A 26,207-nucleotide genomic window follows, 5' to 3' on the forward strand; every position below is an offset into this window, starting at 1 on the left:
TTATGTTTCTTCGCCGGGAATCTGCGCTGCCGGAAGCTCGAAGGCCCCTTCGCGCGACAGACGCACCGTGGCCGAGGCAATCGTCTTGCGCGCCTGCATGATGTCGGCCAGCGGGATCCCCTCCGAACCCATTGAAAGCTCGGATTCGATCATGCGCCGGGTGCGCGCGCCGATCGACGAAAGGACCGCCTCGGTCAGCTCTTCCGGCGCGCCGCGCAAAGCCAGCGTCACCACATCGCTCGACAATCCGTCGAAAACCAGAACCCGCGCCTTCTGGGTGAGCAGGTGCATGTCATCGAATGAGAACACCCGCGCCTTCACACCCGCGAGATCGGGCGTGCCTGCCGCTTCCAGATCCTGGATCACCTCGTCGAGCTGGGCCTTGTCCATCTCGTTGAGCACGCTGGCAAGCCGTGCCTGCCCGGTCGACGTGTCCTTGCCGGACATACCGTCGAGCAGGCGGGCGCGTATCTGGTTCTCCACGATCCGCATCGCCGCCTGCGGGGCGCTGGCCATGGTGACCATGCGCTTCATGATCTCCGAGCGCAGCGGCTTTTCCAGTGTCAGCAGAACCTGTGCGGCGAGCGGCGACGACAATCGCGACAGCACCAGAGCGCCCGTCTGTGGATGTTCGCCCGCAAGGAAGGCGCCGATGCGCGCAGCGTCCAGCTTCTCCACCTGCGGCCAGACCGGCAGAGGTCCGGCAGGCTTGTTCTCCTGCCTGCCTTCCATGATGGCGCTCACCTCTTCGGGCGACAGCGTCTCGTTGAGCAGCGTGTCCATCTGGTCGCCCGAGTCGAGCAGGCCGGCACCTTCGGTAAATTCCGCCTCGAACTCGGCTACAATCTTTTCGAGGTCGGCCTGCGGGATGGTGCGCAGAAGGCGCGCGGCATCGATCAGCGACTTCAGCTCTTCCTGCTTGAAGAATTTTAGCAGTTTTCCGGCAGCCGGCTTGCCCATGGCGACGAGTATGGCCGCCGCCTTCTGGGGCCGGGTCAGCGTCAGCGACATCGTCATGCGGTCCCTTCCTGCCTGCTATCGGCGCGATGCCCCATGCCCGTCCTCACGAGCCTTTTGTGGTGACGATTTCGGTCAGGCGGATGGCGAAACGCGAGGAATCATTTTCCAGAACGGTGATCTCACCACGTGCGATGCGGCGACCATTGACCACCAGATCGATCGGCTCGCCGATGCGCCGGTCAAGGGCCACCGTGGAACCCTTCTGCAGCGTCATCAGCTCGGACACGGACATTTCGGTGCTGCCAAGCACGATCTGCACCTCCACCGGAATATCCATGATGACGCTGCTGGCAGCAGCGGCTGTCGGAGAGGCCGCCTGCGGTTCCTGCTCCTCCTGCTGAAGCACGCCGCGCAGTTCCTCGATGGCGCGGTCGAGCTGCTCGTCCTGACCGGGATTCTGGCCGTGGTTCAGGGCTTCTGCATTGGCCTTCGTCATACTCATAGTCTCCTGCTGCCCGCGCGGATCACTCCTGCACGAGCCCATCCATGAAATCCTGCGCCTCGTCGTGAGGCCGCTTGATGCGCACCGTGTAATTGTTCCCGAGCTTGCCGAACTCGCATACGAACAGGGTGCGGTCGCGGGTGGCGAGGCGGGCCTGCGTCTGCGCCATGTCGCCAAGCTCGATGACATCGCCGACGCGCCATCCCGCAAGCTGGCCGAGCGTCAGGCGCGCCAGAGGCATCGTCGCCTCCAGCGATATGGTCGAGCGCTTCACCTCTTCGGAGAAATGCGCCTGCCAGCGCGAATTGTCTTCCGCATCGACCTCGGCCGGGTTGCGGGACAACAGCACCCGCTGCGGAATGGTGATGGCGACCGTGCCCCGCTCCGCTGGTGTCGACAGTGCGAACACGATGCGCACGGCCGGGCCGTCGCGCAGCACCCGCCGGCTCGCTTCCAGCCCGGTGACGGCGCGGGGTACCGGCAGCTTCAGTTCCAGCGAACGCCGTCCGGTGCCATTGAGAACCGTGGCCAGTTCCTGAAAGACCAGCGTCGCCACGTCGATTTCGACCGGGGAAAAGTCCCTGTCGATCGTCGCCACCGGCTGCTCGGGATCGCCGCCGAACAGGGTGCAGACCAGAACCGAAACGGCCGCCGCATCCATCACCATGGTCATGGCATCGGAGGAAATCGTCGATGCCACCGTCGTCATGGCGTAGCAGGCCCCGGAGACGGCCCGAGCTTCCGCCACCCGCGCCACTTCAACGGATTGCAGATCGACCGTCACCGGCGCACCGATCTCTTCGGCCAGCCGCTTCATGACGAAGGGCAGCGCCCGCTCGGCCATCGAGCGGCCCGCGCCGATGACCTGCCCGGCGTCGCCGCTGTCGCCGAGCAGCCGTTCCAGGATCAGCGAACGGGTGCCGGCCGGGCTTGCCGGACTGCTCATGATGCCGTCTCGCTCGGAAAGCTGCTCATCAGGCTGCCTTCTTCTCAGCAATGACAGCATTCATGGTGCTCTGTTCCACCGCATCGATGGAGGGGCGGTCGTAGGAAGAAATCGTCTTGCGGCCGAACTCGATCGCCACCTGCGGCAGCGAGCCGTTCATGTAGGCCAGAAGCGTCTGCTTGACGATGATGTAGAGGCGGTTCTGCTTCTCGCGCACGACCTTGATCTTGGAGGCCACCGGGCCGACCACGGCGTAGGAGAGGAAGATGCCGAGGAAGGTTCCCACCAGCGCCGCGCCGATCAGCCCGCCCAGAATCTCGGGCGACTGGTCGAGCGCGCCCATCGCCTTCACCACGCCCAGAACGGCAGCGACGATGCCCAGCGCCGGCAGCGCATCGCCCACAGCCACCATGGAGTGGTAGGCCTTGAGCTTGTCGGCGCGGATCGTCTGGATTTCCTCGTCCATCAGCGCTTCGATTTCGTAGGAGCGCGCATTGCCGATGATGATGATGCGGCAATAGTCGCAGATGAAATTGGTGAGGTCCTTGTTCTTCAGAACGGTCGGAAATGCCTGGAAGATCGCCGATTCTTCCGGATTGTCGATATGAGCCTCGACCTCGCTGCGCGACTTCGAGCGCAGCTCGCGCATCAGGCTGTGCAGCACGCCCAGCGTCTCCAGATATTCGCGCTCGCTCGGCACCGACTGCCGGATGGCTTCCATGATGGCGCGGCCGGTGTCCTTGACCGTCTTCATGGGGTTGGCGACGAGAAATGCGCCGAGCGCCGCACCGCCGATGATGACCAGCTCCCACGGCTGCATGAGCACATGGAGATGACCGCCCATGGCCATGAAGCCGCCCAGAACGCAGCCGAGCGTGACCACAAATCCGATCAGAATGCCCACGGTTCGTCCTTCCGCTTCTCACATCAGGCACACTGATTAGCGCGCGTGCCTTGTGTGAGGCTTGAATCCGTGACGCACGGGCTGTCGGACCGGCGAAAAAGCCGATTCAGCTTCGCGCAAGGAAGTGCGCCTACTCTTCATGTCATGCAGCTTCGGCCGGAGGCATGTCGTGTTGAGCACTTTCGTCAGTTACAAGCTGATTGCGCGGGATATCCCGAAGGCGATCGACCGCATCGAGCGTCAGCCGACGGTCGACCGCGAAACGAAATATTATCTCGAAAACATCGGTAAGGTCAGCTCCATCGACGAATTCGTGAAGGACGACCGGCTGTTCAAATATGCCATGAAGGCGTTCGGCCTTCAGGACATGAGCTACGCCCGCGCCTTCATGGTCAAGGCGCTGAAGGAAGGCGTCACCGATCCCGACAGCTTCGCCAACAAGCTGACCGACAAGCGCTACGCCGAATTCGTCTCGACCTTCAATTTCGCCAAACATGGCGATGCGGCGATGATCTACAACAAGGCGCAGCAGGCCACGACCGGCAACTATGCCATTCAGGCCAGCATCGACAGCGTCGATCCGGAGATCGTCCAGGCCGAGACCGGCTACTACATGAGCAAGATCGCTGACGTGAAGGCGATCGACGATCTCTTCGCCGATGCAAGGCTCTACGATTATGCCCTGCGCGCCTATGCGCTCGATCCCGAAACGGAAAGCCCGGAAACCATCCGCAAGGTGCTGGAAGGCGGCGCGTCCGATCCGGCGAGCTTTGCCAACACCATGGAAGACAAGCGCTACGCTGCCCTTGCCAGCGCGTTCGATTTCGCCGGGTTGGGTGAAAAGGCCACCACATGGGTGCCGACGCAGGAGAATGTCGTCGACAAATATCTGCGCCAGACGCTGGAGGAAGACGCCGGCAACAGCAATGAGGGTGTGCGGCTGGCGCTCTATTTCCAGCGCAAGGCCGGCGACATCACCGACTGGTATCAGGTGCTGGCCGACAAGGCGCTGGCAAGCGTGGTGCGCACGGCTTTCGGCCTGCCGGAATCCTTCGCCAAGGCCGATATCGACCGGCAGGTGAAGCTGTTCGAGTCCAGAATGAACATCGAGGACTTCGCCAACCCGGCCAGGCTGGAGAAGTTCCTCACCCGCTTCACCAGCCTGCACGACGCCGCCAACCCTTCCACCGCGGTCAGCGCCGCCAGCATCCTGTTCGCCCAGCCGGCGGCCATCGGCGTCTCGACCGACCTGCTGATGGCGATGCAGCAGCTGAAGTCGAGATAGAGCGCCATGCAGGACAGCCTCTATGTCGCCCTTTCCTCGCAGGTTGCACTGGAGCGGCGGCTCAACACCATCGCCGACAACGTCGCCAATGCCTCCACCGTCGGCTTCCGCGCCACCGGCGTGAAGTTCGAGGATGTCGTCTCCGGCACCGGCCCCCGGTCGGTCTCCTTTGCCTCCTCCGGCACCACCTTCATGTCTACGTCCAATGGCAGCAAGGTGGAGACCGGCAATCCGCTGGACTTCGCCATTCAGGGTGACGCCTGGTTCGGCATCGCAACGCCGGCCGGCACGGTGATGACCCGCGACGGACGCTTCACCCTCGCCAATTCCGGTGCGCTGGTCACGGTGGAAGGCCATCCGGTGCTCGATGCCGGCGGCGCCCCCATTCAGCTCGATCCCAATGACGGACCGCCCGAAGCCGGTGCCGACGGCACCCTCACGCAGGATGGACGCCTCGTCGCAGCGCTTGGCCTGTTCGAGTTCGAGCCGGGTGCCAATTTCCAGCGTGTCGGCAATTCCGGCATCCTCGCCCACACGACACCGCAGCCCATCGTCGACAGGCAGGATGTGGGTGTGGCGCAGGGCTTCGTGGAACAGTCGAACGTCAACCCGATGCTGGAAATGATGCGTCTCATTCAGGTGCAGCGCGCCTTTGAGAACATGTCGGCCATGATCCGCGAGGCGGGCAGTTCCGTCGACGAGGCGATCAAGGCCCTCGGTCCCAAGTAGCGGCCACCGGACATGACGCAGGACCATGCACTCGTCAGGCTTTCCGAACGTGGCCCCTCGCCCGTCAACAAGCTGGCATTGCTCGAACACATCTGGAAACGCTTTGAAGAGCCGTCGGAACTGATCCGCCATGGCGGGCGCATCAGCGAGGTCTCGTCCACGCATTACAAGGTTGGCGGCCTGAGCGAACTGGCCCGGCTCGGCGATCTGGTGGAACATCGTGGTCGGAAAGGTGGTTCACTGGGCGAGGTCGTCCACATCGCGCGCGGCGAGGTGGTCGTCGCCCCCTTCGAGCGCAACGCGGATGCCGGTATCGGCGACGCAGTGTTCCGGCGCGGGCCGCTCGCCATCGTGCCCGACCCGTCGTGGCGTGGACGCGCTATCGACGCTCTCGCCCGCCCCATCGATGCCGGCGCACCCCTGTTGCGCGGGTCCGAAGACGCCGGCGGCCCCGAACGCACTCCGGGTGCGATGGAGCGCCAGCGCGTCGGCACCGGCTTCCACACCGGCGTGCGCGTCATCGACATCTTCACCCCTCTCTGCTTCGGCCAGCGCCTCGGCGTCTTCGCCGGTTCTGGTGTCGGCAAATCCACCCTGCTCGCCATGCTGGCCGGCGCCGATGCCTTCGACACGGTGGTCGTCGCCCTCATCGGCGAGCGCGGGCGCGAGGTGCGTGAATTCCTTGAGGACACGCTGGGCGCCACGAACATGGCCAAGACCGTGGCGGTCGTAGCCACCAGCGACGAAAGCGCCATGATGCGCCGCCGCGCGCCGGACACGGCCATGCGCGTGGCCGAATATTTCCGCGATCGCGGCGACCGGGTGCTTCTGATTCTGGATTCGATCACCCGTTTCGCCCATGCCCTGCGCGAGGTGGCGACCGGCACCGGCGAGCCGCCCGTGGCGCGCGGCTATCCCGCCTCCGTATTCACCGAACTGCCCCGGCTTCTGGAGCGCGCCGGACCGGGCGCCGAGGGTGCAGGCTCCATTACCGCCATCATCTCGGTGCTGGTCGACGGCGACGATCACAACGACCCCATTGCCGATTCCGTGCGCGGCATTCTCGATGGCCACGTCGTGCTCGACCGCGCCATCGCCGAACAGGGCCGCCTGCCCTCCGTCGATCCTCTGGCCTCGATCTCGCGGCTTTCCGGGCGGGCATGGACGCCCGAGCAGCGCGTTCTGGTGACGCAGCTGAAAGCCATGATCGCCCGCTTCGAGGACACCCGCGATATCCGCCTGCTGGGCGCCTATCAGGCCGGGGCCGATCCGGAACTGGACCTCGCCGTCACGCAGGTGCCGGTGATCTACGAGGCGCTGCGGCAATCGCCCTCCGATCCGGCCAGCGCCGATGCCTTCTCCGATCTGGCGCGCCATCTGAGAGGCAACCATGCCCAGTGAGCGCCAGCGCACCGAAGCCCTGCTGCAAAATCTGCTAGCCAAAGCAAGGGCCGAGGAGGAAGCGGAAGCCAGCCGCGCCTCACTGCTTAACGGCCTGTTCTCACGGCGCAGGAAACAGGCTGAAACGCCTGTCAAAATTCCTGAAAGCTGGCCTGCTCCGCCACCCGCAGCCTTTCCCAGAATCGAGCGGCCCGACCGGCGCGGCGACCTCATCATCGCCGCGCTGGGCGCTGCGCTCGGCCTGACCTGCGCGCTGTTTCCCTGGTATATTTTCTTCAATCAGGAACAGTTCGGCGTCCGGGCCATGAGGCTTGGCGGACAGGGCAGCAATTCCGGCAGGCTGGTCGCCGACGCCGACCCCGTTGTGCCCCTGCGCGACATCGTTGAGCTGCCCGGCGATATCGACATGTTCAGCACTGCTACCATCGCCTCCGATGCCATCACGGACCCGCCCGGCCCTGATGAGCAGCCATTTCCGGGCGCAGCCACGGAGTTCCGGCTGGTCCACGTCGCCAACGGGCGGGCCATGATCGAGGACGATGCCGGCCTGTGGGTGGTGCAGACCGGCTCGCGGCTTCCGGATTCCAGCCGCGTCGCTTCCATTGAAAACCGGGGCGGCAAATGGGTCCTGCTGACCAGCAGGGACCAGGTGATCGAGCTTTCCAACTGAGCGCCGGGCGCAAGGCCCGCGCAAGACTGGATGCTTACCATGGGCAAGAATACCGGAGAGCCCCATGGAGCCCGTCAACCTGTTCGATCTCGCCACGAGGCAGTCGCAATGGCTGGCCGTGCGTCAGACCGCAATCGCCGGCAACATCGCCAACGTCAACACGCCGGGCTATCTGGCGCGTGACGTCGAGCCATTTGAGAAGGTTCTGGACCGGACCGGCATGACGCTGGGCTCGACCCAGCCCGGACATATGGGCTTTGGCGCGACTGAAGCTTCCTTCCGCACGCAGGCGCAGGAATACAACGGCGCGCTCCTGCCCTCGAAGAACACCGTCGTCGTCGAAAACGAGCTGATGAAGGCTGGCGAGGTGCGCCGCGCCTTTGAAATGAACACGGCGATCGTCAAAGCCTTCCACGGCATGCTCCTGTCCGTCTCGAAAGGTTGACGAACATGGATGCTCTTACCGCCACCCTCAGGATCGCCGCATCGGGTCTCGGTGCCCAGTCGGAGCGTCTGCGCGTGGTTTCGGAAAACCTCGCCAACGCGCAGTCGACCGGCAATTTCCCCGGTGCCGATCCCTATCAGCGCAAGACCGTCACCTTCGTTTCGGAACTGGACCGCGCATCCGGCGGATCGCTGGTCGATGTCGGCGCGATCGACCGCGACCCGAGCGCTTTCCGGCTGGAATTCGAGCCCGGCAACATAGCTGCCGACGAGAACGGCTACGTCAAGCTGCCGAACGTCAACGTGCTGATCGAAATGGCCGACATGACGGAAGCCAACCGCTCCTATGAGGCCAATCTTCAGGTCATCCGTCAGGCCCGCGACCTCATCTCCATGACCATCGACCTGATGAGGACACCGTGATGCTCGGTCCTGTCGGGGCGCTTCGCCTCACGCCCGCACTTACCTCCGAAACATCCGCGACTTCGCTTTCGCAGTCCGGCACGACCGCCGGCGCTTCCTTCGCCGATGCGCTGGCAAAGGCAGCGTCGAGTTCCGTGGGCAAGCTCGAAAACGCCGAAGCGCTGTCGGTCGAGGCACTGAAGGGCAATGCCGACACGCGTCAGGTGGTCGATGCGGTGATGAGCGCCCAGCAGACGCTGCAGGCCGCCGTCGCCATCCGCGACAAGATCGTCAGCGCCTATCTCGAAGTCAGCCGGATGAGCATCTAGGAGCCGCACCGTGAAAGCACTCGCCATCGCCGCCACCGGCATGAACGCCCAGCAGACCAATCTGGAAGTCATCGCCAACAACATCGCCAACATCAACACCACCGGTTACAAGCGCGCCCGCGCCGAGTTTTCCGACCTGCTCTATCAGGTCGACCGCGCGCCCGGCGTGCCGAACCGCGCCAACGCTTCGATCGTGCCGGAAGGCGTGTCTATCGGCCTCGGCGTCAAGACGGCTGCGGTGCGCAACGTTCACATACAGGGGCCGCTCACCAGTACCGGCAACAATTTCGACCTCGCGCTCGTCGGCAAGGGCTGGTTCCAGATCGAAGGCAGCGATGGCGGCACGCTCTACACCCGCGCCGGCGCCTTCAACACCAATGGCGAGGGACAGCTCGTGACGCTGGATGGCGCCGCCGTCATTCCGGCCATCAACGTGCCTTCGGATGCGGTCGAGATCATCGTCAACAAGACCGGGCAGGTCTTCGCCCGGTTCGAGGATGCGGCCGCCCTGCAGGAACTCGGCCAGCTCCAGATCGCCAATTTCGCCAATGAGGCCGGTCTGGCGCCGCTAGGCGAAAACCTCTTTCAGGAAACGCCCGCTTCGGGGCAGGCCATCACCGGCGTTCCCGGCGATCCGGGCTTCGCCACCATCGAACAGGGTCATCTGGAAAGCTCCAACGTCGATCCGGTCAAGGAAATCACGGAACTGATCTCGGCGCAGCGCGCCTATGAGATGAACTCCAAGGTCATTCAGGCGGCCGACGAAATGGCCTCGACCGTTTCGAAGAACCTCAGGTAAGCTGCCATGCCTGCCACGCGCTCATCCTCGTCTGCCCTTCGCCGCACCGTCATCGCCGCCGCCATGGCGACGGCGGCGTGCGTGCCTGCATGGACGGCGGCATGGGCGCAGGAGGTCGTGCTGATCCCGAACCGCGTGATCTATCCGGGCGAAACGATCAGCGCCGGCACCCTGAAAGAGGTGACGCTGGTTCCCGGCAAGGTAAAGCCCGCCGCCGTTGCCACCACGCTTCCCGAGCTCGATGGCAAGGTCGCCCGCCGCACCCTGCTGCCCGGCCGCTACATTCCCGTCTCCGCCGTGCGCTCCGCCTGGCTGCTTGAGCAGGGCGCCACGGTTCAGGTGAGCTTCGTCGCGGGCGGGCTCACCATTTCGATCGCCGCGGTGACCTTGCAGCCCGGTTCGCCGGGCGATGTGGTGAAGGTGCGCAACATCGACAGCGGCAAGGTGCTGACCGGCACGGTGATGGAAGACGGCAGCGTCAGGGTGGACGCATGAAGCGCGCCATCATCCTTGCCCTTGCCGTGCTGATGCCGTTGCAGCCGCTGATGGCCGACGGGCTGACGCGGGAGCAGAAACGCGCCATTGCCGCCCAGAAAGGTGGGCCGATAGACGACGATTACGATCCGGCCGAAACAGCCCGCATGTTTCAGGTCGCGCCCGCTCCCAGCAATCTGCCACCTGGGCAGATCGCGGCGCGCATCAAGGATGTCGCGCAATTGCAGAGCGCCCGCGACAACCAGCTCGTCGGCTACGGCCTCGTCATCGGCCTTGCCGGCTCGGGCGACACGCTGCGCAACTCGCCCTTCACCGAGCAGTCGATCCGCGCCATGCTGGAAAATCTCGGCATCGCCACCGAAGGCGGCAGCGCGCGGGCGCGCAATGTCGCCGCCGTCATCGTCACGGCCAACATGCCGCCCTTCGTGCAGTCCGGCGCGCGCATCGACGTGACCGTCTCGTCCATGGGCGACGCCACTTCGCTGGCCGGCGGCACGCTGATCATGACCCCGCTGAAAGCGGCGGATGGCGAGATCTATGCGGTCGGCCAGGGTCCGGTGATCGTGTCCGGGTTCAGTGCGCAGGGGCAGGCAGAACAGGTGACGCAGGGCGTTCCGACCGCCGGCCGCGTGCCGAACGGCGCCATCGTCGAACGCTCGGTGGCAGCCGAATTCGGCGATCAGGCCATTCTTACCCTGCAATTGCGCAATCCCGATTTCTCGACCGCGGTGCGCATCGCCGACGCCATCAACGCCTATACGCGCCAGCGTTTCGGGGCTCGCGTCGCCGCCGAGCAGGATGCCCGCACCGTCTCCATCCGCAAGCCGAAGAACATATCGGTCGCCCGCTTCTATGCGGAAATCGAAAATCTCGTCATCCAGTCCGACACCCCGGCGCGCGTGGTGATCGACGAGCGCACCGGCACCATCGTCATCGGCAATCAGGTGCGAATCTCGCGCGTCGCCATCAGCCACGGGACGCTGACCGTGCGCATCACCGAAGCGCCGCGCATCGTCCAGCCGGAACCCTTCTCCAAGGGTGTCACGGCAGTGGAACCCGACACCGCGATCGGCATCTTCACCCCCGATGCGCGGGTCGCCATGCTTGACGGCCCCGATCTGCAAACGCTCGTTTCAGGGCTCAATCGCCTTGGTGTGAAGCCCGACGGCATCATCGCCATTCTGCAAGGCATCAAAACCGCCGGCGCCCTTCAGGCCGATCTCGTGGTGCAATGACCATGTCCGTGATCAAACCCCGCCCCGCTCCACTTCTTCTCGCCACTCTCCTAGCATTGACCGTTCTGCCGGCGACGGGCGCCGAAGTTCGTCAGGTGCTGCCGGGCGCGCCGGAAACGGTCGCGCAGGAAGAGTTGCAGCGTGAGGCAACGCCCCTTCCCGACAGCAATGCCAGTGAGGTGCAGCGCTTCTGCTCCAACATCGCCGATGCCGCGCGCGACCGCCGCTATGCGCTGCAGGCCGAAGAGCTGAAGCAGTTGCAGGGCGAGGTCGACAAGCGCATCAGGGCGCTGGAAGACAAGCGGGCCGAATACGAGACATGGCTCAAGCGCCGCGAGCTGTTCCTCGCCCGCGCAGAGGAAAGCGTGGTCTCCATCTATGCCGGCATGAAGCCCGACGCCGCCGCCGAGCGTCTCGCCATGGTCGAGACGGATCTCGCCGCCGCGATCCTGATGAAGCTGGATGCCCGCAAGGCCAGCGTCATTCTCAACGAAATGAACCAGAAGGCCGCGGCCATTCTCACCAGCGTCATGGCCAGCGCAGCACGCAGGACGGATCCCTCATGATGCGAAGGCTCGCACTCATCCTCGCTTGTTCGGCGCTGGCCGGCTGCGCCACGGACCTGCGCGAAGTCAACAAGGAGCCGGCTCTCTCCCCGGTGGGCTCCGGCATCGAGGGCGGCAGCGTCTCGGTCTACCAGTATCCGGAAACGCCGGCCAAGCCGGTCAAGCGCTTCTCCCTGTGGGACGATCGCCAGAGCCGCCTGTTCACCGATCCGCGCGCGCTGCGCGCCGGTGACATTCTCACCGTCAACATCAAGATCAACGACCGCGCCCGCTTCAAGAACCAGAACGACCGCAGCCGCACCGCCAGCCGGACACTGGGTTTCGAGGCCGATGTCGGCTGGGACGGATCCTCGACCGGCGGTTCCGGCGATGGCAGCCTGAAATCGAAGACCGTCACCAATGCGGACGGCGCGACCGAACGGTCGGAGACCATTACGCTCAACGTCGCCGCCGTGGTGACGGAAGTGCTGCCCAACGGCAATCTGATGATCAAGGGATCGCAGGAAGTGCGCGTCAACGCCGAGCTGCGCGTGCTGCATATCGCCGGCATCGTACGCCCGTCCGACATCGGCGCGAAGAACACCATTTCCTACGAGCGCATTGCCGAAGCCCGCATTTCCTATGGCGGACGCGGACGCATCTCCGAGATCCAGCAGCCCGCCTATGGCCAGCAGATCCTGGATCAGGTCCTGCCGTTCTAGGGAGAACACCATGGCGATGGCAGACACAACAGACGCCGCAATGCAGAAAGGCCCGTCGATCCTTATCCAGATCGCGATGCTGGCCGGCCTCACGGTGGCGGCACTCGGCATGGGTTGGGGCGCGGGCGTCTATCTGAAAAGCCAGCAGCCACAGGCGCCGCAACCACCCGCCGCGCAGACTGCGTCCCAGCCGGCTATCGCCACGTCCGGCCTGAAGCTGATCACGCAGGACCTGCCGCCGATCACCACCAACATGGCAGCTCCCATGGACATATGGGTGCGCATGGACGTTTCACTGCTGATCGAAAAGGAATTGCCGACAGAGACGGCTGCGATGGTCCATCAGGATCTTCTGGCCTTCATGCGCACCCTGAAGATGCATCAGGCGGAAGGCCCGAGCGGACTCCAGCACCTCAAGGCGGACCTGCGTGAGAGAGCCATGCTGCGCACCGACGGCAGGGTCCGCGACGTGCTGATCAGGACGCTCGTATTCGAATGAAAAAGCCTGTTCGAGTGAAACCTTCGGCACTTGCCGGCACAGTTCTTGTGGCCGTCGCAGGCCTGTTTGTCATGACCGGCAGCGCGCTGGCGCAGCAGATCGATCTCGGCGGCATCGGCCAGATGAGCGGCTCCACGGTTGGCACCATCATCCAGATGTTCGGCCTGATCACGGTGCTGTCGGTCGCGCCCGGCCTGCTCATCATGGTGACGAGCTTCACCCGCTTCATCATCGCCTTCTCGATCCTGCGCGCCGGTATCGGCCTGCAATCCACCCCGGCCAACCTGATCCTGATCTCGCTGTCGCTGTTCATGACCTTCTATGTCATGGCGCCCACCTTCGACCGCGCCTGGAACGAAGGCGTCCAGCCGCTGATGGACAACCGGATCGAACAGGCCGAGGCGATGGGCAAGATCGCCGATCCGTTCCGCACCTTCATGCTGGAGAATGTGCGCGACAAGGATTTCGACCTGTTCGCCGACCTTGCCCGCGAGCGCGGACAGACCGTGTCGCGCGAAGAGGTCGACCTGCGCATTCTGGTGCCGGCCTTCATGATTTCCGAGATCAGGCGCGGTTTCGAGATCGGTTTCCTGATCGTTCTGCCCTTCCTCGTCATCGACCTGATCGTGGCCACCATCACCATGGCCATGGGCATGATGATGCTGCCGCCCACGGTGGTTTCCCTGCCGTTCAAGCTTCTGTTCTTCGTGCTGATCGATGGCTGGAACCTGCTTGTCGGCTCGCTGGTGCGATCGTTCAGCTGAACCGAAAAAAGCAGCACTTACCATCTGTTAACCATGTTGCTTATGCTTTTCGAAGCAACTTTCCGCCATAGTTCCGGAAATGGCGGGTGATCGCGCTTAGCAGATCATTGGCATGATGCCGTACCGTCATACCGGTCGACCCGGTATGTCAGATTTCCAGTAAAATCAGGGTATGTGTATCCATGGCCAGTATCATGACCAATTCCTCGGCTTTGACCGCGCTTCAGAGCCTGAACGCCACCAACAAGGCGCTCGAGACCACGCAGAGCCGCATTTCCACCGGCTACCGCGTCGCCACCGCTTCCGACAACGCCGCCTACTGGTCGATCGCCACCACGATGCGTTCGGACAACAAGGCCAATTCGGTCGTTCAGGACTCCCTCGGCCTCGGCGCCGGCAAGATCGACACCGCCTACACGGCCATGAACAAGGCCATCGAGGTGGTCGACAAGATCAAGGAAAAGGTTCTGCTGGCCAAGACCGCCGGCACCGAGGACCGCGCCAAGATCCAGGCCGAGATCGCCACCTATCAGGCCCAGCTCAAGGACAATATCGGCGGCGCCAACTACGCCGGCTCGAACCTTCTGCAAACCAATTCCGCAGGCACCGCGACCCAGCTGAACGTCATCACCTCGTACAACCGTGATGACACCGGCGCCGTCTCCACCGGCACCATCGACGTCGATTTCGGCAAAACCCGCCTGATCGACAGCAACCCGACCGCTGCGACCGCGCGCGATGGCATCCTCGACAAGAACGGCGGAGCCTCGACCAAGAGCATCCTCAACCTGAGCGTTTCCGATCTGACCGGTGTCACGGGCTACACGGCCGGCGACGTCTCGACCGAATCGGCTGCCTTCGACAACATGCTGACCGACATCGAAAAAGCTCTCAGCTCCATGTCGACCGGTGCTGCCGAACTCGGCGCCGCCAAGGCCCGCATCGACCTGCAGTCCTCCTTCGTGTCGAGCCTTTCCGACTCGATCGACAAGGGTGTTGGCCAGCTCGTCGACGCCGACATGAACAAGGAATCGACCCGACTGCAGGCCCTTCAGGTCCAGCAGCAGCTCGGCATCCAGTCGCTGTCGATCGCCAACGGCAACTCGCAGCAGATCCTGTCGCTGTTCCGCTAAAAGCGGTCCGGCCACGGCCGGAACCCTGAAAACTGAAAGGCCGCGCTTCTTCGCAAGCGCGGCCTTTCTTTTTCTGCCACCCCACGCTGCCGGCTTTAATCGTCTGTTAACCACGAATTCGTAATTATGGTTAACCGAAAGTTTCGCCACGTGGCGAACGGAACGCCTGTTGACCGAGGGGTAGCACCAGTGTCGAGCATCATGACGAATGCATCCGCAATGACGGCTTTGCAAAGCCTGAGCGCGACGAACAAGGCACTCGAGCAGACACAAGCCCGTATATCGACGGGCTATCGCGTCGCGGACGCCAGCGACAACGCCGCCTACTGGTCGATCGCCACCACCATGCGCTCCGACAATCAGGCCAATTCCGTGGTTCAGGATGCACTGGGTCTCGGGGCCGGCAAGGTCGACACCGCCTATACCGCGATGAATTCCGCCCATACGGTTGTCGACAAGATCAAGCAGAAGGTGCTGCTTGCGAAGGCTTCGGGCATCGAGGAACGCGCCAAGATACAGGCGGAGATCGACACCTACGTCGCCCAGCTGCGTGACAGCATCGGCGGCGCTTCCTATGCCGGCTCCAACCTTCTCCAGACCACCGGCGCCACCGGCAAGGTTTCGATCATCTCGGCCTATAACCGTGATTCCGGCGGTGCGGTCTCCACCACCACCATCGACATCGAGTTCACCAATATCAGGCTGATCGATTCCGGCGTGACGCCACCCGCCGCGGGAACAGGCATCCTCGACACCACGGGCACCGCCTCCGGTGTGTCGATCCTCAACATCGACCTGAACAACCTTGGCGGCGTGACCGGTGCCGACGAATCCACCAAGTTCGACAATCTGCTCACCGATATCGAATCGGCTTTGGGCAAGATGACCAATGCAGCGGCAGAGCTTGGCGCTGCCAAGGCCCGCATCGACATGCAGAAGGATTTCGTGTCCAAGCTGATGGATTCCATCGAAAAAGGCGTCGGCCAGCTTGTCGATGCCGACATGAACAAGGAATCGACCCGCCTTCAGGCGCTTCAGGTTCAGCAGCAGCTCGGCATTCAGTCGCTGTCGATCGCCAACACCAATTCGCAGAACATCCTGGCCCTGTTCAAGGGCTGACGGTAGGCGCCCCCACTCCGGCATGAACGGGCCGCTGCACAGGCGGCCCGATTTCATTTTCGCACAAGCTTCGGCAGCTAGGCTCTGAACGGGCCAATATGCGGGAGCCGTGGGGCAGTGCCGGAACAGATCCAGACAATCATCGAAAACCTCAAGGGTTTCGGCACGAAGCGCCTGGCGCTGATGGGCGCCATGGCAGCCGTGATCATGGCCACGATCGTGGTCGGCTCGATCTATCTGAACCGCCCCGCCTTTGAGACGCTCTATGTCGGGCTGGAGCGGCAGGACGTGAGCCAGATCGGCATGGTTCTGGGCGAAGCTGGCATCGCCTTCGATGTGGGCTCCGATGGCACCAGCGTTCTGGTGGCATCCGGCAACACCGCCCGCGCCCGCATGCTGCTGGCCGAAAAGGGCCTGCCCAACAGCGCCAATGCCGGCTACGAGCTGTTCGACAATGTCGGGTCGCTCGGCCTCACCTCCTTCATGCAGCAGATCACCCGCGTTCGCGCACTGGAAGGTGAAATCGCCCGCTCCATCCAGTCGCTGGCGGGCATCAAGGCGGCGCGCGTTCACATCGTCATGTCGGAGCGCGCCAATTTCCGCCGCGAAGAGCAACAGCCATCCGCCTCGGTGGTGATCCGCTATGCCGGAACCGACGGCAGCAAGACAGCACGTTCGATCCGTCATCTGGTTGCGGCCGCCGTTCCCGGCCTCGGCGCGGAAAAGGTGACCGTGCTTGATTCCGCCGGCAACCTGCTGGCTGCCGGCGACGATCCCTCCAACACCAGCGCAGTCCGCTCGCTGGGTGTGGAGCAGACCGTCGAGACCCAGATCGAGGACAACATCCGCCGCGCCCTGACCCCCTATCTCGGCACCGACAATTTCCGCGCCAGCGTGAAAGCCAACGTCAACACAGACACCCGGCAGATCGAGGAAACCATCTTCGATCCGGCCTCGCGCGTGGAGCGATCGGTTCAGAGCGTGCGCAACAACGAGGCGAGCAGCCAGCGCCAGACCGCCTCGCCGACCAGCGTCGAGCAGAACCTGCCCGAAACGCAGGCGGTCAGCTCCGACGGGCCGCAATCGAGTTCGCAGAACGACCGGCGCGAGGAAATCACCAATTACGAGATCAATTCGCGCCGCGTCGCCACCATCTCGAACGGCTATACGGTCGACCGCATGTCGGTCGCCGTGGTCGTCAACCAGCACCGGCTGCTGTCGATTCTCGGAGAAAATGCAACGCCGCAGCAGTTTGAGGAGCGCGTGGCGGAAATCCGCAAGGTGGTCGCATCGGCCACCGGCTTTGATGAAAAGCGCGGCGACGTCATCGACGTGTCGGCGGTGGAGTTCATCGATGGTCTCGACGGCGAAGCGCTGCCTCAGCCCGGTGTCATGGACGCGATGGGCAAATATACCGGCACCCTCATCAACGCGACGGCTTTTGTGGCCGTTGCCTTCCTCGTCGCCTTCTTCGGCCTTCGGCCCATGGCGGCTGCATTGACTGCGAAACCTGCGACAGCCCTTGCAGCCCCGAGCTTCGAGGACGTGCAGCGCTCGCTGCCGACGCCCGACATGGCCGCCGGCGCAGAAGAGCCGCCCGCGCTCACCAATATGGGCGCAACCTCCCCTGCCCCGATCGACGACATCAGCCGCCGGCTTCGCCCCGCCCCGCAGGAGCGCCTTGCCCGTATGGTCGACCTCAATGAAGAACGCACCGCCCAGATTCTGCGCAAATGGGCTGCCGCTGAAGCAGCTTCGACCGTTTCAGAGGCTGCCGCCTGATGTCCGCAGCCGCTCTCTGGGATTTCCTGCCCGATTTCGGCCGGTCCAATGACAACGCCCGGCATGAACCTGTTCATGCCTCGGCCGAAGCGCGAGTGGCCGCGCCGGACGTCGATGCGCTGATCGCTCAGGCGGTCTTCCGGGCGGAAGCGGAGCTTGGAGAACGCATGGCGCAGGAGCATGCGGCCCAGCTGGCAGTGGAACGCGAAAACGCAGCACTTGAGGCGCAGGCCCTCCTGCAAAGCCTCGGCACGGACCTCGGCGAGCTCGTCTCGGCGCGCATGGACCAGTTGCAGGATCAGCTGTGCGAGGCGATGGGCGCTGCCGCTGCCCGCACCATAGGCGGCGTGCTCACCGAAACGCTGCGCGAGCGCTCGCTGGCCGAGCTTGCAAGAACGGTCGCCACCACGCTTGCCGATACGGAGGCCATGCGTATCGAGGTGCGCGGCCCCGTCCATCTGTTTGAAACCTTCAGCAAGATGCTGGGAGACCGCGCCGGCAGGCTGGCTTTCACCGAAGCCCCCTGCTTCGACCTGACCGTTTCCATCGATGAAACCGTCATCGAAACCCGCATGAACGAATGGTCGGCGGCACTCTCAGGAATGCTGTCATGAGCAGCAACGAAACCACCGAACCACGGCAGGAAATCATCATCGTGCGGCGCAGGCACGATGAGGATGAAGCCCATCACGGCGGCGTCTGGAAAATCGCATTCGCCGATTTCATGACCGCGATGATGTGCTTCTTTCTGGTCATGTGGCTGATCAATGCCGCCAATGAACAGACGCGTGCGGCGGTGGCGAGCTACTTCAACCCGATCAAGCTGATCGACCGCAACGCCAACCGCAAGGGCCTTGAGGATCTCGGCACCGGTCCCGGTTCTTCGGGACGAGCGGAAAACGATCCCCTTGAAGCCCATGCGACGACAGGCGACGAAGGTGTAGGCAATCCCGGTTCGTCTGCCGAACGCAACGAGATGGAAGGTCCGGGGTCGGCTATGCTGTCACCGGACGAGGCCCTGTTTGCCAACCCGTATGCCGTGCTGGCCGAAATCGCGGCCGAAACCGGGCAGATGCAGAACGTCAGCGAAAAAGGCGATGGCGGCAGGCAGAATGCGGGACCAGCCTCGGGCGCTTCCGGCGGCGAGTTCTACCGCGACCCCTTCGCTCCCGATTTCTGGTCTCAGGAAATGACCGACCCGCTGGCCGAGGCAACCGCGGAGGCCCCGAAAGCAGAGGCGGCACAGCGGGAAGCCTCGACCGACGCTGCCGCCCAAAAAAGCAGTGACGAAGTTCACGCAGAAACAGCCTCAAAGCAAGCACCGCAGGAAACGGCAGCTCCGGCCATGGCCGCTGAGGCGGGACCGGACCGCGCGCAGCAGGCAGAACAGGCGGCAGCGGAAATCCGCGGCAAGATCGAACAGGCTTTCGGCTCGGGCGACAAGATCGGCGACGGCATTTCCGTGGAAGCCACCGAGGGCGGCGTCGTGCTCACCATAACCGACCAGCTCGATTTCGGCATGTTCGAGATCGGCGCCGCAACGCCCCGGCGCGAACTGGTGATCGCCATGGACAAGATCGGCAAGATCCTCAGCGCGCAGAAAGGCAAACTTTCGATACAGGGCCACACCGATGCCCGCCCGTTCCGCAGCGGCTCCTATGACAACTGGCGCCTCTCAACGGCCCGCGCCCACGCCGCCTATTACATGCTGCTGCGCGGCGGCATCGACGAAAAGCGCATTAAGGAAGTCTCCGGCTTTGCCGACAGGATGCCGCGAAACGCCGCCGATCCTTTCGCCGCCGTCAACCGCCGCATCGCCATCCTTCTGGAGCCTGAGGGATGAGAAGGTTTCGCCCGCCCTTTTGGCTGGTCTGCGCGACGGGTATCGGTCTTGCCCTGCCTGCCCATGCAGCCCCTGCAAGCGAAGGTTTGCAGCCCTTCCAGCTGGTGCGCTCATTGCAGCTGGTGCAGGACCGGATCGCCGACGGCGACCATGCCGCACTGCCGATGCAGGCCAAGCTGCTCGAACTCACCGACGCGCGCCTGCGGCAGGCCGGCACGGATGCTTATTCCGAACCACGCAATTTTCGCGCGCTTCTGGTCTACGGCATGAGCGGCGGCAACCCCGCCACCTTGCAGGAAGCCATTGCCCGCCTGAAGCTCGACAAGGCTGATCAGGCGCTGGCGGATGCGGTAATTTCCTATCTGGAAGGCGATCCCGCCGCCGCCCTGAAAGCATTCGACAGCATCGAACTGAGCGCGCTTTCCGATGACATCGTCACCTTCGTGTGCCTGGTCAAAGGATCGCTTCTGGCGCGGGAGCAGCCAGAAACAGCGCTGGAACTGCTCGACCGGGCGCGGCTTCTGGCTCCCGGCACTCTGGTCGAGGAAGCCGCATTGCGCCGCTCTATCGCCATCGCGGTGAGCCTGTCGGATGCGGAGCGTTTCACCCGCGCTTCAACCCAGTATGTGGCGCGTTTCCTGCATTCGCCCTATGCCAGCCGGTTCGCGGATTCCTTCGTGACCGGGGCGGTCGCCTTCGATGCCGTCATCGGCCGCGGCAAGCTCGACGAAATCGTTTCGATGATGGATGCGGAGCGCAGGCATGTCATCTGGCTGCGGATCGCACGCGGAGCAGCGATCGAAGGACTTGCCCAGCTGTCGGCCTTCTCCGCCGCGAAAGCGAAATCCGGCAAAGGCGAGGCAGGCGGCAACGATGCCCGCACGCAGCTCTATTCCGGATTGTCCAAAGTGGCGGACGAACCGGTAGAAGACCTGGCGAAGAAACTGCGCGGCATAGATCGAAACCAGCTTTCCCCCGGCGACCGGATGCTGCTCGATGCCGTGCGTACCGTCACCAGCGAAGTGATCGCGCCACCGGCCGGTGTCTTTGCGTCCCCTCCTGCAAAGGCGGTAAAACAAAATCCCGCAGCACCCGCTCCCCACGCGATCACCGCACAGGATGAGGCTGAACTGCCACTCGTCGAAGGTATCATGCCCGAACCGGCATCAGCCCGAAACACGCCTGCCCCTGCACCGTCTGAAGCAGCCTCCCCCGCCGTCGTACTGGATGCGCAGCCGCCTGCGAAACCAGACCAGACAGATGAGGCGATCTCCAGAACGCGGCGCGCCATCGGAAAGATCGACCAGTTGCTTGGAACGGCCCCGCTATGAATGCCAGCATAGGTCCAGCCACGGTTGCGCCATCCGCTCACCCCACCGCGGCACCCAAAAAAGGTGAAGCAAAAGAGACCGGCTGCTTTGAGGGCCTGATTGACGCCGGCAATGGTTCGGCGCGGGGCGACATCGGTTTTCCAGCAAAAGCCAGAGCTGTCCTCGGCCCGGAAAAATCCGACGCCGCGGAGGATATCGCAGACACCGACAGCGGAGCCTTCATGGAGGCCATTCCGCCAGCCGAACAGCAGGACTATCCGGCCCATCTCGGAGCGACAGGCGATCGTCTGCCATTGCTCATCAGCCTGCGTGAAATCGAACGTGCGGCCGCGACCGGCGAGGAAAACCTCCCAGCAAGCAACCTCCCCGCAGACACAGTGCCGGAAGACGGGATCGGGATGACGGAAGCGCCTCAGCCCGACCAACCGGAACGCGGGGTTTCCGGCATCCGCACGGACACCAGATCTGAACGCGCCGCGCTGATCATGGATGGCAGCAGGACCGATAGCACCCCGGCTGCTCCCGGCAAATCTACACCGGACCTGTCCGCATCGCTTCCCGATCAGCGGCCCGAAGAACCTTTCCACGAAAAGCATCCCGAAAGGGTGACGGTAACGTCCGTGCAGACCTTCGCCGCTCCTGCTTCCGTAAACATAAACCCCACGGTTGCGGCTCTGGTCGAGGTGCTGGCGGGCGAAGAAGGTGTGCGGCAGACCCAATCCCTGCAATCGGCGGCATCTTTTTCCGCTCCAAAACCCTCAGGCCCGGCACAAAGCCTGCGGATCGAGCTGCATCCGGCTGAACTCGGCATGATCAGCGCCCGCCTGCATCTGTCGGGAAATCAACTCATGGTTGAAATCATTCCCGATACGCATGAGGGATGGCATCGGCTGTCGTCGGACAGTGAAACCATCACACGCGCCATGCGCGATCTCGGCTTCGACATCGGAAAGGTGACGATATTGCAGCCTTCCGCAACAGCGACGCCTGCCGGTCGCCCTGCGGAAATGAACATGCCGGATCGGCAAGCTTCTGACTTTCAGTCCGGACAATCGGGCCATGACAGCTCCCGGGGGGAACGACATGCATCCGGAAACAATGCAGACAGGCATGAGAAAACCAGCACGCCAGCTGCGTCTTCTCGCGGCGGCACTGCTGGCGATCTCTATATATGATCTGTCGGCTGCTCCGGCAAAAGCAGCCACGAACTCCTGCGAGAAGGAGATATTGCGGGCCTCGCAACGCTACGATATTCCCGCCGGCATCCTCTATGCCGTCGGGCTGACGGAGACCGGAAGAAAGGGCAGCTTGCAACCCAACGCCCTGAATATAGAAGGGAAAGCGCTGTTTCCGAAAAATCGCACCGAAGCCGTTTCGGCCTTTCATGAAGCCAAACGCGAGGGGCGCAAGCTGATCGATCTGGGCTGTATGCAGATCAATCATCACTACCACGGAAACCAGTTCAGAAGCATCGAAGACATGCTCGATCCGCGCCGCAACGTGGATTACGCCGCCCGCTTCCTGCTCAGCCTTCATGCCCGCCACTCCACCTGGTCGATGGCGGTGGCGCGTTACCACGCCGGCCCCGATAACGACCCCGCCCAGAAGACCTATGTCTGCCGCGTCATCACCAACATGGTGGCGGTCGGCTTCGGCAAGTGGACGGACAATGCCCGCAGCTTTTGCCGCCAGTGAGTTGTAGCCGATCAGGGCATTCTGGTCGAAACTGTGCTGAAACGGGTCAAAATCCCAAAAATAACGCCACAACCCCAGCGTTTATCACTCCCCAAAATTATGGTCGCAAAAATTGAAGGTTGGTCAGGAATCAGGCCGGCCGTTAACCCTTTTTTTGGGGTTATTGAAATTGATTCGGAAGGCGGGCCGATGATCGTTGTCGTGGACGAACGAGAACTCGTAACTGCGGGTTTCAACTCACTTTTTGACAGGGAAGGCGTTGCCTGCACGGGCTTCGCGCCGGACGACTTCGACGAGTGGGTGACGAGTGCGCGGGAAGACGACCTCCGCTCCGTCAGCGCTTTCCTGATCGGTGATTGCCGCGAAGGCAGCGTATCGCCGCGCCAGATCCGTGGCCGTACCGGCGCTCCGGTGATCGCGCTCAGCGAACACAATTCACTGGAAAATACCCTCAAGCTGTTTGAATCCGGCGTCGATGATGTGGTGCGCAAACCCGTCCACATCCGCGAGATTCTGGCGCGCATCAGCGCCATACGCCGCCGTGCCGAAACCGAGCCCGATTACACCGAAGTCGGCCGGATGCGCATCTTCATGGACGGGCGTGATCCCGAGATCGACGGCCAGCCCCTGCCGCTGCCGCGCCGCGAGCGCCGCATTCTGGAATATCTGGCCGCCAACAGCGGCCGCCGCGTCACCAAGACCCAGGTGTTCAACGCCATCTACGGCATCTTCGATGACGAGGTGGAGGAGAACGTGGTCGAAAGCCACATATCCAAACTGCGTAAGAAGCTGCGGGAAAGGCTGGGGCACGACCCCATCGAGTCCAAGCGCTTCCTTGGCTACCGGCTGGTTCTGTGAGGCACGAAGGCGCGACACAAGGTCAGGTCCGCGCCAGCTTCGCGCAAGACAGACGGTCTATCCTGCCAGCCACACAAGGTGGACCTGAGGAGACGTCTCAATGAGCCTCTACGGAATGATGCGTACCGGCGTTTCCGGCATGGCGGCCCAGTCGAGCAAGCTGGCCACGACCGCCGACAACATCGCCAACTCCGACACCACTGGGTACAAGCGCGCTTCGACCGAATTCTCGTCGATGGTCATGCCCAACACCGGGCGCAGCTATACATCGGGCGGCGTCACCACCACGGTGATCAATTCGATCAGCCAGCAGGGCATCCACAAATACACCACCTCCGCCTCCGACCTTGCCGTGGACGGTAACGGCTTCTTCGTCGTGCAGGATCCCGGCGGCACCAAGTTCCTGACCCGTGCCGGCGCCTTCGTGCCTGACGGTCAGGGCCGTCTGGTCAATGCGGCCGGCTTCCAGCTTATGGCCTACCCCTACGGCTTTACGCCCGCATCCGGTTCGGCCGACTATGGCAGCCTCGTTCCCGTCGCCGTTCCGCAAGGCGAGATCCCGGCGAAGGCCACCACGCAAGGCGCTTTTCAGGGCAGCATACCCACCGGCTCCACTCCGGTGCCGCCGGCCAACCTGCCGTCTGCGAACGGCGTGTCGGCGCAAAGCACGGTGAGCTCCTCGCTCGTCGTCTATGATGCGCAGGGCACCCAGCGCATCCTCGATGTGCATTTCACCAACACCGGCGCCGGCACATGGGAGGTCGCAGTCTTCGACCGCGCCGATGCGGCTCCGGGCGGCGGCTTTCCCTATTCCTCCGGCGCGCTGGGCACCACGAACCTGACCTTCGATCCGGTAACGGGAGCCATCGATCCGGCTGTCACGCCGCTGTCCCTGTCCCTGCCGAGCGGACAGGCCATCGATCTCGACTTTTCCCAGATGACCGAGACCGGCACCCAGCCGTCGGTCGTGCAGAACGCCGATGGCTATGCCGGCAGCGCCATCGAGAAGATCGAGATCGGCAAGGATGGCGTTGTGTCGGCCATCTATGGCAACGGCACGATCGAAAAGCTGTTCTCCATTCCGCTGGCCGAGGTTCCGAGCCCCGACCGTCTGACCGTTTTGCCCGGCAACGTGTTCGCGGCCAATGGCGAGTCCGGGGATGTCACCATCGGCCTTGCCAATGAAAAGACGCGGGGGTCCATCGTTTCGGGCGCACTGGAAAACTCCAATGTCGATATCGCCGAGGAACTGACCGACATGATCGCCGCGCAGCGCAGCTACACGGCCAATTCCAAGGTCTTCCAGACCGGCTCGGAACTCATGGACGTTCTCGTCAACCTCAAGAGATAAAGGCGGCGTCAGCCGTAAAACCGCAGCATGTCACTTTCATCCGCACTCAGCATCGCTCAATCTGCGCTTCTTTCCACGTCGCGCCAGACCAGCGTTGTCACGCGGAATGTGGCGGATGCGTCGAACCCCGACTATGCGCGCCGCACCGGCGTGGTTGTCAGCACCGCGCCCGGCGCGCGCATGGTCACCATCCAGCGTGCCGTCGACCAGCAGCTCTTCCGCCAGAACATCACCGCCATTTCGGCCTGGAGCGGACAAAGCACGCTGGCCAGCGGGCTCGACCGGCTGCAACTTGCAGTCAACGGCGTCGACAACGCCTCGTCGGCCTCCAGCGCCATCGGCAAGCTGCACAATGCCCTGCAGCTCTATGCAACGACGCCGTCCAACCCGAATGTCGGCGCAACCGTCGTTGACGCGGCAAAACAGGCCGTGCGCTCGCTGAACAACGGCACGCAGGCCATACAGGCCTTCCGGGCCGAAGCCGACAGCCAGATCGCCGCCTCGGTCTCGGAACTCAACCAGTTGCTGGCGCAGTTCGAGGACGTCAACAAGGCCATCGTCTCCGGGACCCGCACGGGAACCGATGTGTCGGATGCGCTCGACAAGCGCGACGCCCTGCTGAAGAGAATTGCCGGGCATGTGCCGGTGACGACGCATATGCGCGCCGACAACGACATGGTGATCACCACCACGAACGGCATCACCATGTTCGAAACGGTGGCGCGCCCCGTTTCTTTCGCACCATCGGCAGCCTATTCGCCGGGCATGGCCGGCTCGACGGTCTATATCGACAATGTGCCGGTTTCCGCCGGCACCGATGAGGCATCGGGCAAGCTCGCGGGCCTGCTGCAACTGCGCGACAGCACCAGCGTGACCATGCAGGCGCAGCTCGACGAGATCGCGCGCGGCCTCATCAGCGCCTTTGCCGAAAGCGCGCCTCCCCTTCCCGACGCTGCTGGTCTGTTCACATGGAACGGCGCGCCAGGCGTCCCCGGCACTCTTGTCACCGGCCTTGCCGGGCAGATTTCGGTCAATGCGGCCTTCGATCCCGAAAAGGGCGGCAACGTCACCCTGCTGCGCGATGGTGGAGCCAATGGCGCCGGCTATGTTGCGAACACGGCAGGCACTGCATCCTTCGCCGACCGGCTGATTGCGCTTGGCGACCGGCTCGACCAGCCGATGACGTTCAGCCCAGCCTCGGGCATCACGGCGTCTTCAAGCGTCACGGCCTACTCGGCCAGCGCCATTGGCTGGCTGGACAATGCGCGCCAGCAGGCAACCACGCAGGCCGATACGAAAGAGGCGCTGGCATCGCGCACAGCCGAAGCGCTCTCCAATGCCACCGGCGTCAACATCGACACCGAAATGTCGCTCATGCTCGATCTTGAGCACACCTATCAGGCGTCCGCCCGTCTGCTCAGCACGGTGGACGAAATGCTGAAAACCCTGCTGAACGCGGTCTGA

The 26,207-nt window shown here is 63.5% G+C and carries 29 protein-coding genes; 25 read left to right on the forward strand and 4 right to left on the reverse strand.

Annotated features, from left to right (window positions below; genetic code table 11):
- Genes MIC97_RS06830 through motA form a run of 4 tightly spaced genes read right to left on the reverse strand, consistent with a single transcriptional unit; the run spans position 1 to position 3,312 of the window.
- The gene (locus MIC97_RS06830) at positions 1-1,017 is read right to left on the reverse strand and encodes a flagellar motor switch protein FliG (protein WP_183831773.1); all 1,017 of its coding nucleotides are present in this window, start codon (positions 1,015-1,017) and stop codon (positions 1-3) included.
- Positions 1,018-1,063: 46 nt separating this feature from the next.
- Positions 1,064-1,462 (reverse strand): flagellar motor switch protein FliN, encoded by a 399-nt coding sequence (fliN, locus tag MIC97_RS06835; protein WP_239799401.1) that lies wholly within the window; start codon positions 1,460-1,462, stop codon positions 1,064-1,066.
- Positions 1,463-1,484: 22 nt separating this feature from the next.
- A complete protein-coding gene (locus tag MIC97_RS06840) occupies positions 1,485-2,408 on the reverse strand; it encodes a FliM/FliN family flagellar motor switch protein (protein ID WP_239799402.1) in 924 nt (307 codons plus the stop codon).
- Between the two features lie 28 nt (positions 2,409-2,436).
- Positions 2,437-3,312 carry a flagellar motor stator protein MotA gene (gene motA, locus MIC97_RS06845; protein ID WP_183831776.1) on the reverse strand — a complete coding sequence of 292 codons (876 nt, stop codon included), beginning with the start codon at positions 3,310-3,312 and terminating at the stop codon, positions 2,437-2,439.
- A 169-nt stretch (positions 3,313-3,481) separates the two neighbouring features.
- On the opposite strand from motA, the gene MIC97_RS06850 reads away from it, so the two are divergent.
- The 25 genes from MIC97_RS06850 (at position 3,482) to flgK (ending at position 26,207) form a co-directional block, all read left to right on the forward strand.
- On the forward strand, positions 3,482-4,597 hold the full coding sequence (locus MIC97_RS06850) for a DUF1217 domain-containing protein (protein ID WP_239799403.1): 1,116 nt from the start codon (positions 3,482-3,484) through the stop codon (positions 4,595-4,597).
- Between the two features lie 6 nt (positions 4,598-4,603).
- On the forward strand, positions 4,604-5,326 hold the full coding sequence (gene flgF / locus MIC97_RS06855) for a flagellar basal-body rod protein FlgF (RefSeq protein ID WP_239799404.1): 723 nt from the start codon (positions 4,604-4,606) through the stop codon (positions 5,324-5,326).
- 12 nt (positions 5,327-5,338) lie between these two features.
- On the forward strand, positions 5,339-6,727 hold the full coding sequence (gene fliI, locus MIC97_RS06860) for a flagellar protein export ATPase FliI (RefSeq protein WP_239799405.1): 1,389 nt from the start codon (positions 5,339-5,341) through the stop codon (positions 6,725-6,727).
- On the forward strand, positions 6,717-7,397 hold the full coding sequence (locus MIC97_RS06865) for a hypothetical protein (protein WP_239799406.1): 681 nt from the start codon (positions 6,717-6,719) through the stop codon (positions 7,395-7,397). The genes fliI and MIC97_RS06865 overlap by 11 nt, the downstream gene beginning before the upstream one ends.
- A gap of 64 nt (positions 7,398-7,461) precedes the next feature.
- On the forward strand, positions 7,462-7,842 hold the full coding sequence (flgB, locus tag MIC97_RS06870; protein WP_183831781.1) for a flagellar basal body rod protein FlgB: 381 nt from the start codon (positions 7,462-7,464) through the stop codon (positions 7,840-7,842).
- Positions 7,843-7,847: 5 nt separating this feature from the next.
- Entirely contained in the window at positions 7,848-8,264 is a 417-nt protein-coding gene (flgC, locus tag MIC97_RS06875; protein ID WP_239799407.1) for a flagellar basal body rod protein FlgC, read from the forward strand.
- The gene (locus MIC97_RS06880; RefSeq protein ID WP_239799408.1) at positions 8,264-8,572 is read left to right on the forward strand and encodes a flagellar hook-basal body complex protein FliE; all 309 of its coding nucleotides are present in this window, start codon (positions 8,264-8,266) and stop codon (positions 8,570-8,572) included. The genes flgC and MIC97_RS06880 overlap by 1 nt, the downstream gene beginning before the upstream one ends.
- 10 nt (positions 8,573-8,582) lie before the next feature.
- Positions 8,583-9,371, forward strand: coding sequence for a flagellar basal-body rod protein FlgG (gene flgG, locus MIC97_RS06885; RefSeq protein ID WP_183831784.1), 789 nt, complete (start codon positions 8,583-8,585; stop codon positions 9,369-9,371).
- A 6-nt stretch (positions 9,372-9,377) separates the two neighbouring features.
- Positions 9,378-9,866 (forward strand): flagellar basal body P-ring formation chaperone FlgA, encoded by a 489-nt coding sequence (gene flgA / locus MIC97_RS06890; protein ID WP_239799409.1) that lies wholly within the window; start codon positions 9,378-9,380, stop codon positions 9,864-9,866.
- Entirely contained in the window at positions 9,863-11,101 is a 1,239-nt protein-coding gene (locus MIC97_RS06895; RefSeq protein ID WP_239799410.1) for a flagellar basal body P-ring protein FlgI, read from the forward strand. Before flgA ends, MIC97_RS06895 begins: the two co-directional genes overlap by 4 nt.
- A 2-nt stretch (positions 11,102-11,103) precedes the next feature.
- Positions 11,104-11,667: a MotE family protein gene (locus MIC97_RS06900; RefSeq protein WP_239799411.1), complete on the forward strand. Its 564-nt coding sequence runs from the start codon at positions 11,104-11,106 to the stop codon at positions 11,665-11,667.
- Positions 11,664-12,368 carry a flagellar basal body L-ring protein FlgH gene (gene flgH, locus MIC97_RS06905; protein ID WP_183831787.1) on the forward strand — a complete coding sequence of 235 codons (705 nt, stop codon included), beginning with the start codon at positions 11,664-11,666 and terminating at the stop codon, positions 12,366-12,368. The genes MIC97_RS06900 and flgH overlap by 4 nt, the downstream gene beginning before the upstream one ends.
- Positions 12,369-12,384: 16 nt before the next feature.
- Positions 12,385-12,867 (forward strand): flagellar basal body-associated FliL family protein, encoded by a 483-nt coding sequence (locus MIC97_RS06910; protein WP_239799412.1) that lies wholly within the window; start codon positions 12,385-12,387, stop codon positions 12,865-12,867.
- Positions 12,868-12,938: 71 nt separating this feature from the next.
- Complete coding sequence (fliP, locus tag MIC97_RS06915; protein ID WP_183831974.1) at positions 12,939-13,631, forward strand: flagellar type III secretion system pore protein FliP; 693 nt, start codon at positions 12,939-12,941, stop codon at positions 13,629-13,631.
- A 182-nt stretch (positions 13,632-13,813) separates the two neighbouring features.
- Entirely contained in the window at positions 13,814-14,764 is a 951-nt protein-coding gene (locus tag MIC97_RS06920; protein ID WP_239799413.1) for a flagellin, read from the forward strand.
- Between the two features lie 189 nt (positions 14,765-14,953).
- Positions 14,954-15,883, forward strand: a complete 930-nt coding sequence (locus MIC97_RS06925; RefSeq protein ID WP_239799414.1) for a flagellin — start codon at positions 14,954-14,956, stop codon at positions 15,881-15,883.
- A 117-nt stretch (positions 15,884-16,000) separates the two neighbouring features.
- Complete coding sequence (gene fliF, locus MIC97_RS06930) at positions 16,001-17,665, forward strand: flagellar basal-body MS-ring/collar protein FliF (RefSeq protein WP_239799415.1); 1,665 nt, start codon at positions 16,001-16,003, stop codon at positions 17,663-17,665.
- Positions 17,665-18,279, forward strand: coding sequence for a hypothetical protein (locus MIC97_RS06935; protein WP_239799416.1), 615 nt, complete (start codon positions 17,665-17,667; stop codon positions 18,277-18,279). Before fliF ends, MIC97_RS06935 begins: the two co-directional genes overlap by 1 nt.
- Positions 18,276-19,508: a MotB family protein gene (locus tag MIC97_RS06940; protein WP_239799417.1), complete on the forward strand. Its 1,233-nt coding sequence runs from the start codon at positions 18,276-18,278 to the stop codon at positions 19,506-19,508. Before MIC97_RS06935 ends, MIC97_RS06940 begins: the two co-directional genes overlap by 4 nt.
- The gene (locus MIC97_RS06945) at positions 19,505-20,839 is read left to right on the forward strand and encodes a chemotaxis protein MotC (protein WP_239799418.1); all 1,335 of its coding nucleotides are present in this window, start codon (positions 19,505-19,507) and stop codon (positions 20,837-20,839) included. Before MIC97_RS06940 ends, MIC97_RS06945 begins: the two co-directional genes overlap by 4 nt.
- Entirely contained in the window at positions 20,836-22,014 is a 1,179-nt protein-coding gene (locus tag MIC97_RS06950; RefSeq protein ID WP_239799419.1) for a flagellar hook-length control protein FliK, read from the forward strand. Before MIC97_RS06945 ends, MIC97_RS06950 begins: the two co-directional genes overlap by 4 nt.
- Positions 21,950-22,534 (forward strand): transglycosylase SLT domain-containing protein, encoded by a 585-nt coding sequence (locus MIC97_RS06955; RefSeq protein ID WP_239799420.1) that lies wholly within the window; start codon positions 21,950-21,952, stop codon positions 22,532-22,534. The genes MIC97_RS06950 and MIC97_RS06955 overlap by 65 nt, the downstream gene beginning before the upstream one ends.
- 189 nt (positions 22,535-22,723) lie before the next feature.
- Entirely contained in the window at positions 22,724-23,392 is a 669-nt protein-coding gene (locus tag MIC97_RS06960) for a response regulator transcription factor (protein WP_183831796.1), read from the forward strand.
- Between the two features lie 100 nt (positions 23,393-23,492).
- Positions 23,493-24,743 carry a flagellar hook protein FlgE gene (locus MIC97_RS06965; RefSeq protein ID WP_239799421.1) on the forward strand — a complete coding sequence of 417 codons (1,251 nt, stop codon included), beginning with the start codon at positions 23,493-23,495 and terminating at the stop codon, positions 24,741-24,743.
- 27 nt (positions 24,744-24,770) lie between these two features.
- On the forward strand, positions 24,771-26,207 hold the full coding sequence (gene flgK, locus MIC97_RS06970) for a flagellar hook-associated protein FlgK (protein WP_239799422.1): 1,437 nt from the start codon (positions 24,771-24,773) through the stop codon (positions 26,205-26,207).

It is taken from the genome of Aquamicrobium sp. NLF2-7, from assembly GCF_022359935.1.
GTDB lineage: Bacteria > Pseudomonadota > Alphaproteobacteria > Rhizobiales > Rhizobiaceae > Mesorhizobium > Mesorhizobium lusatiense.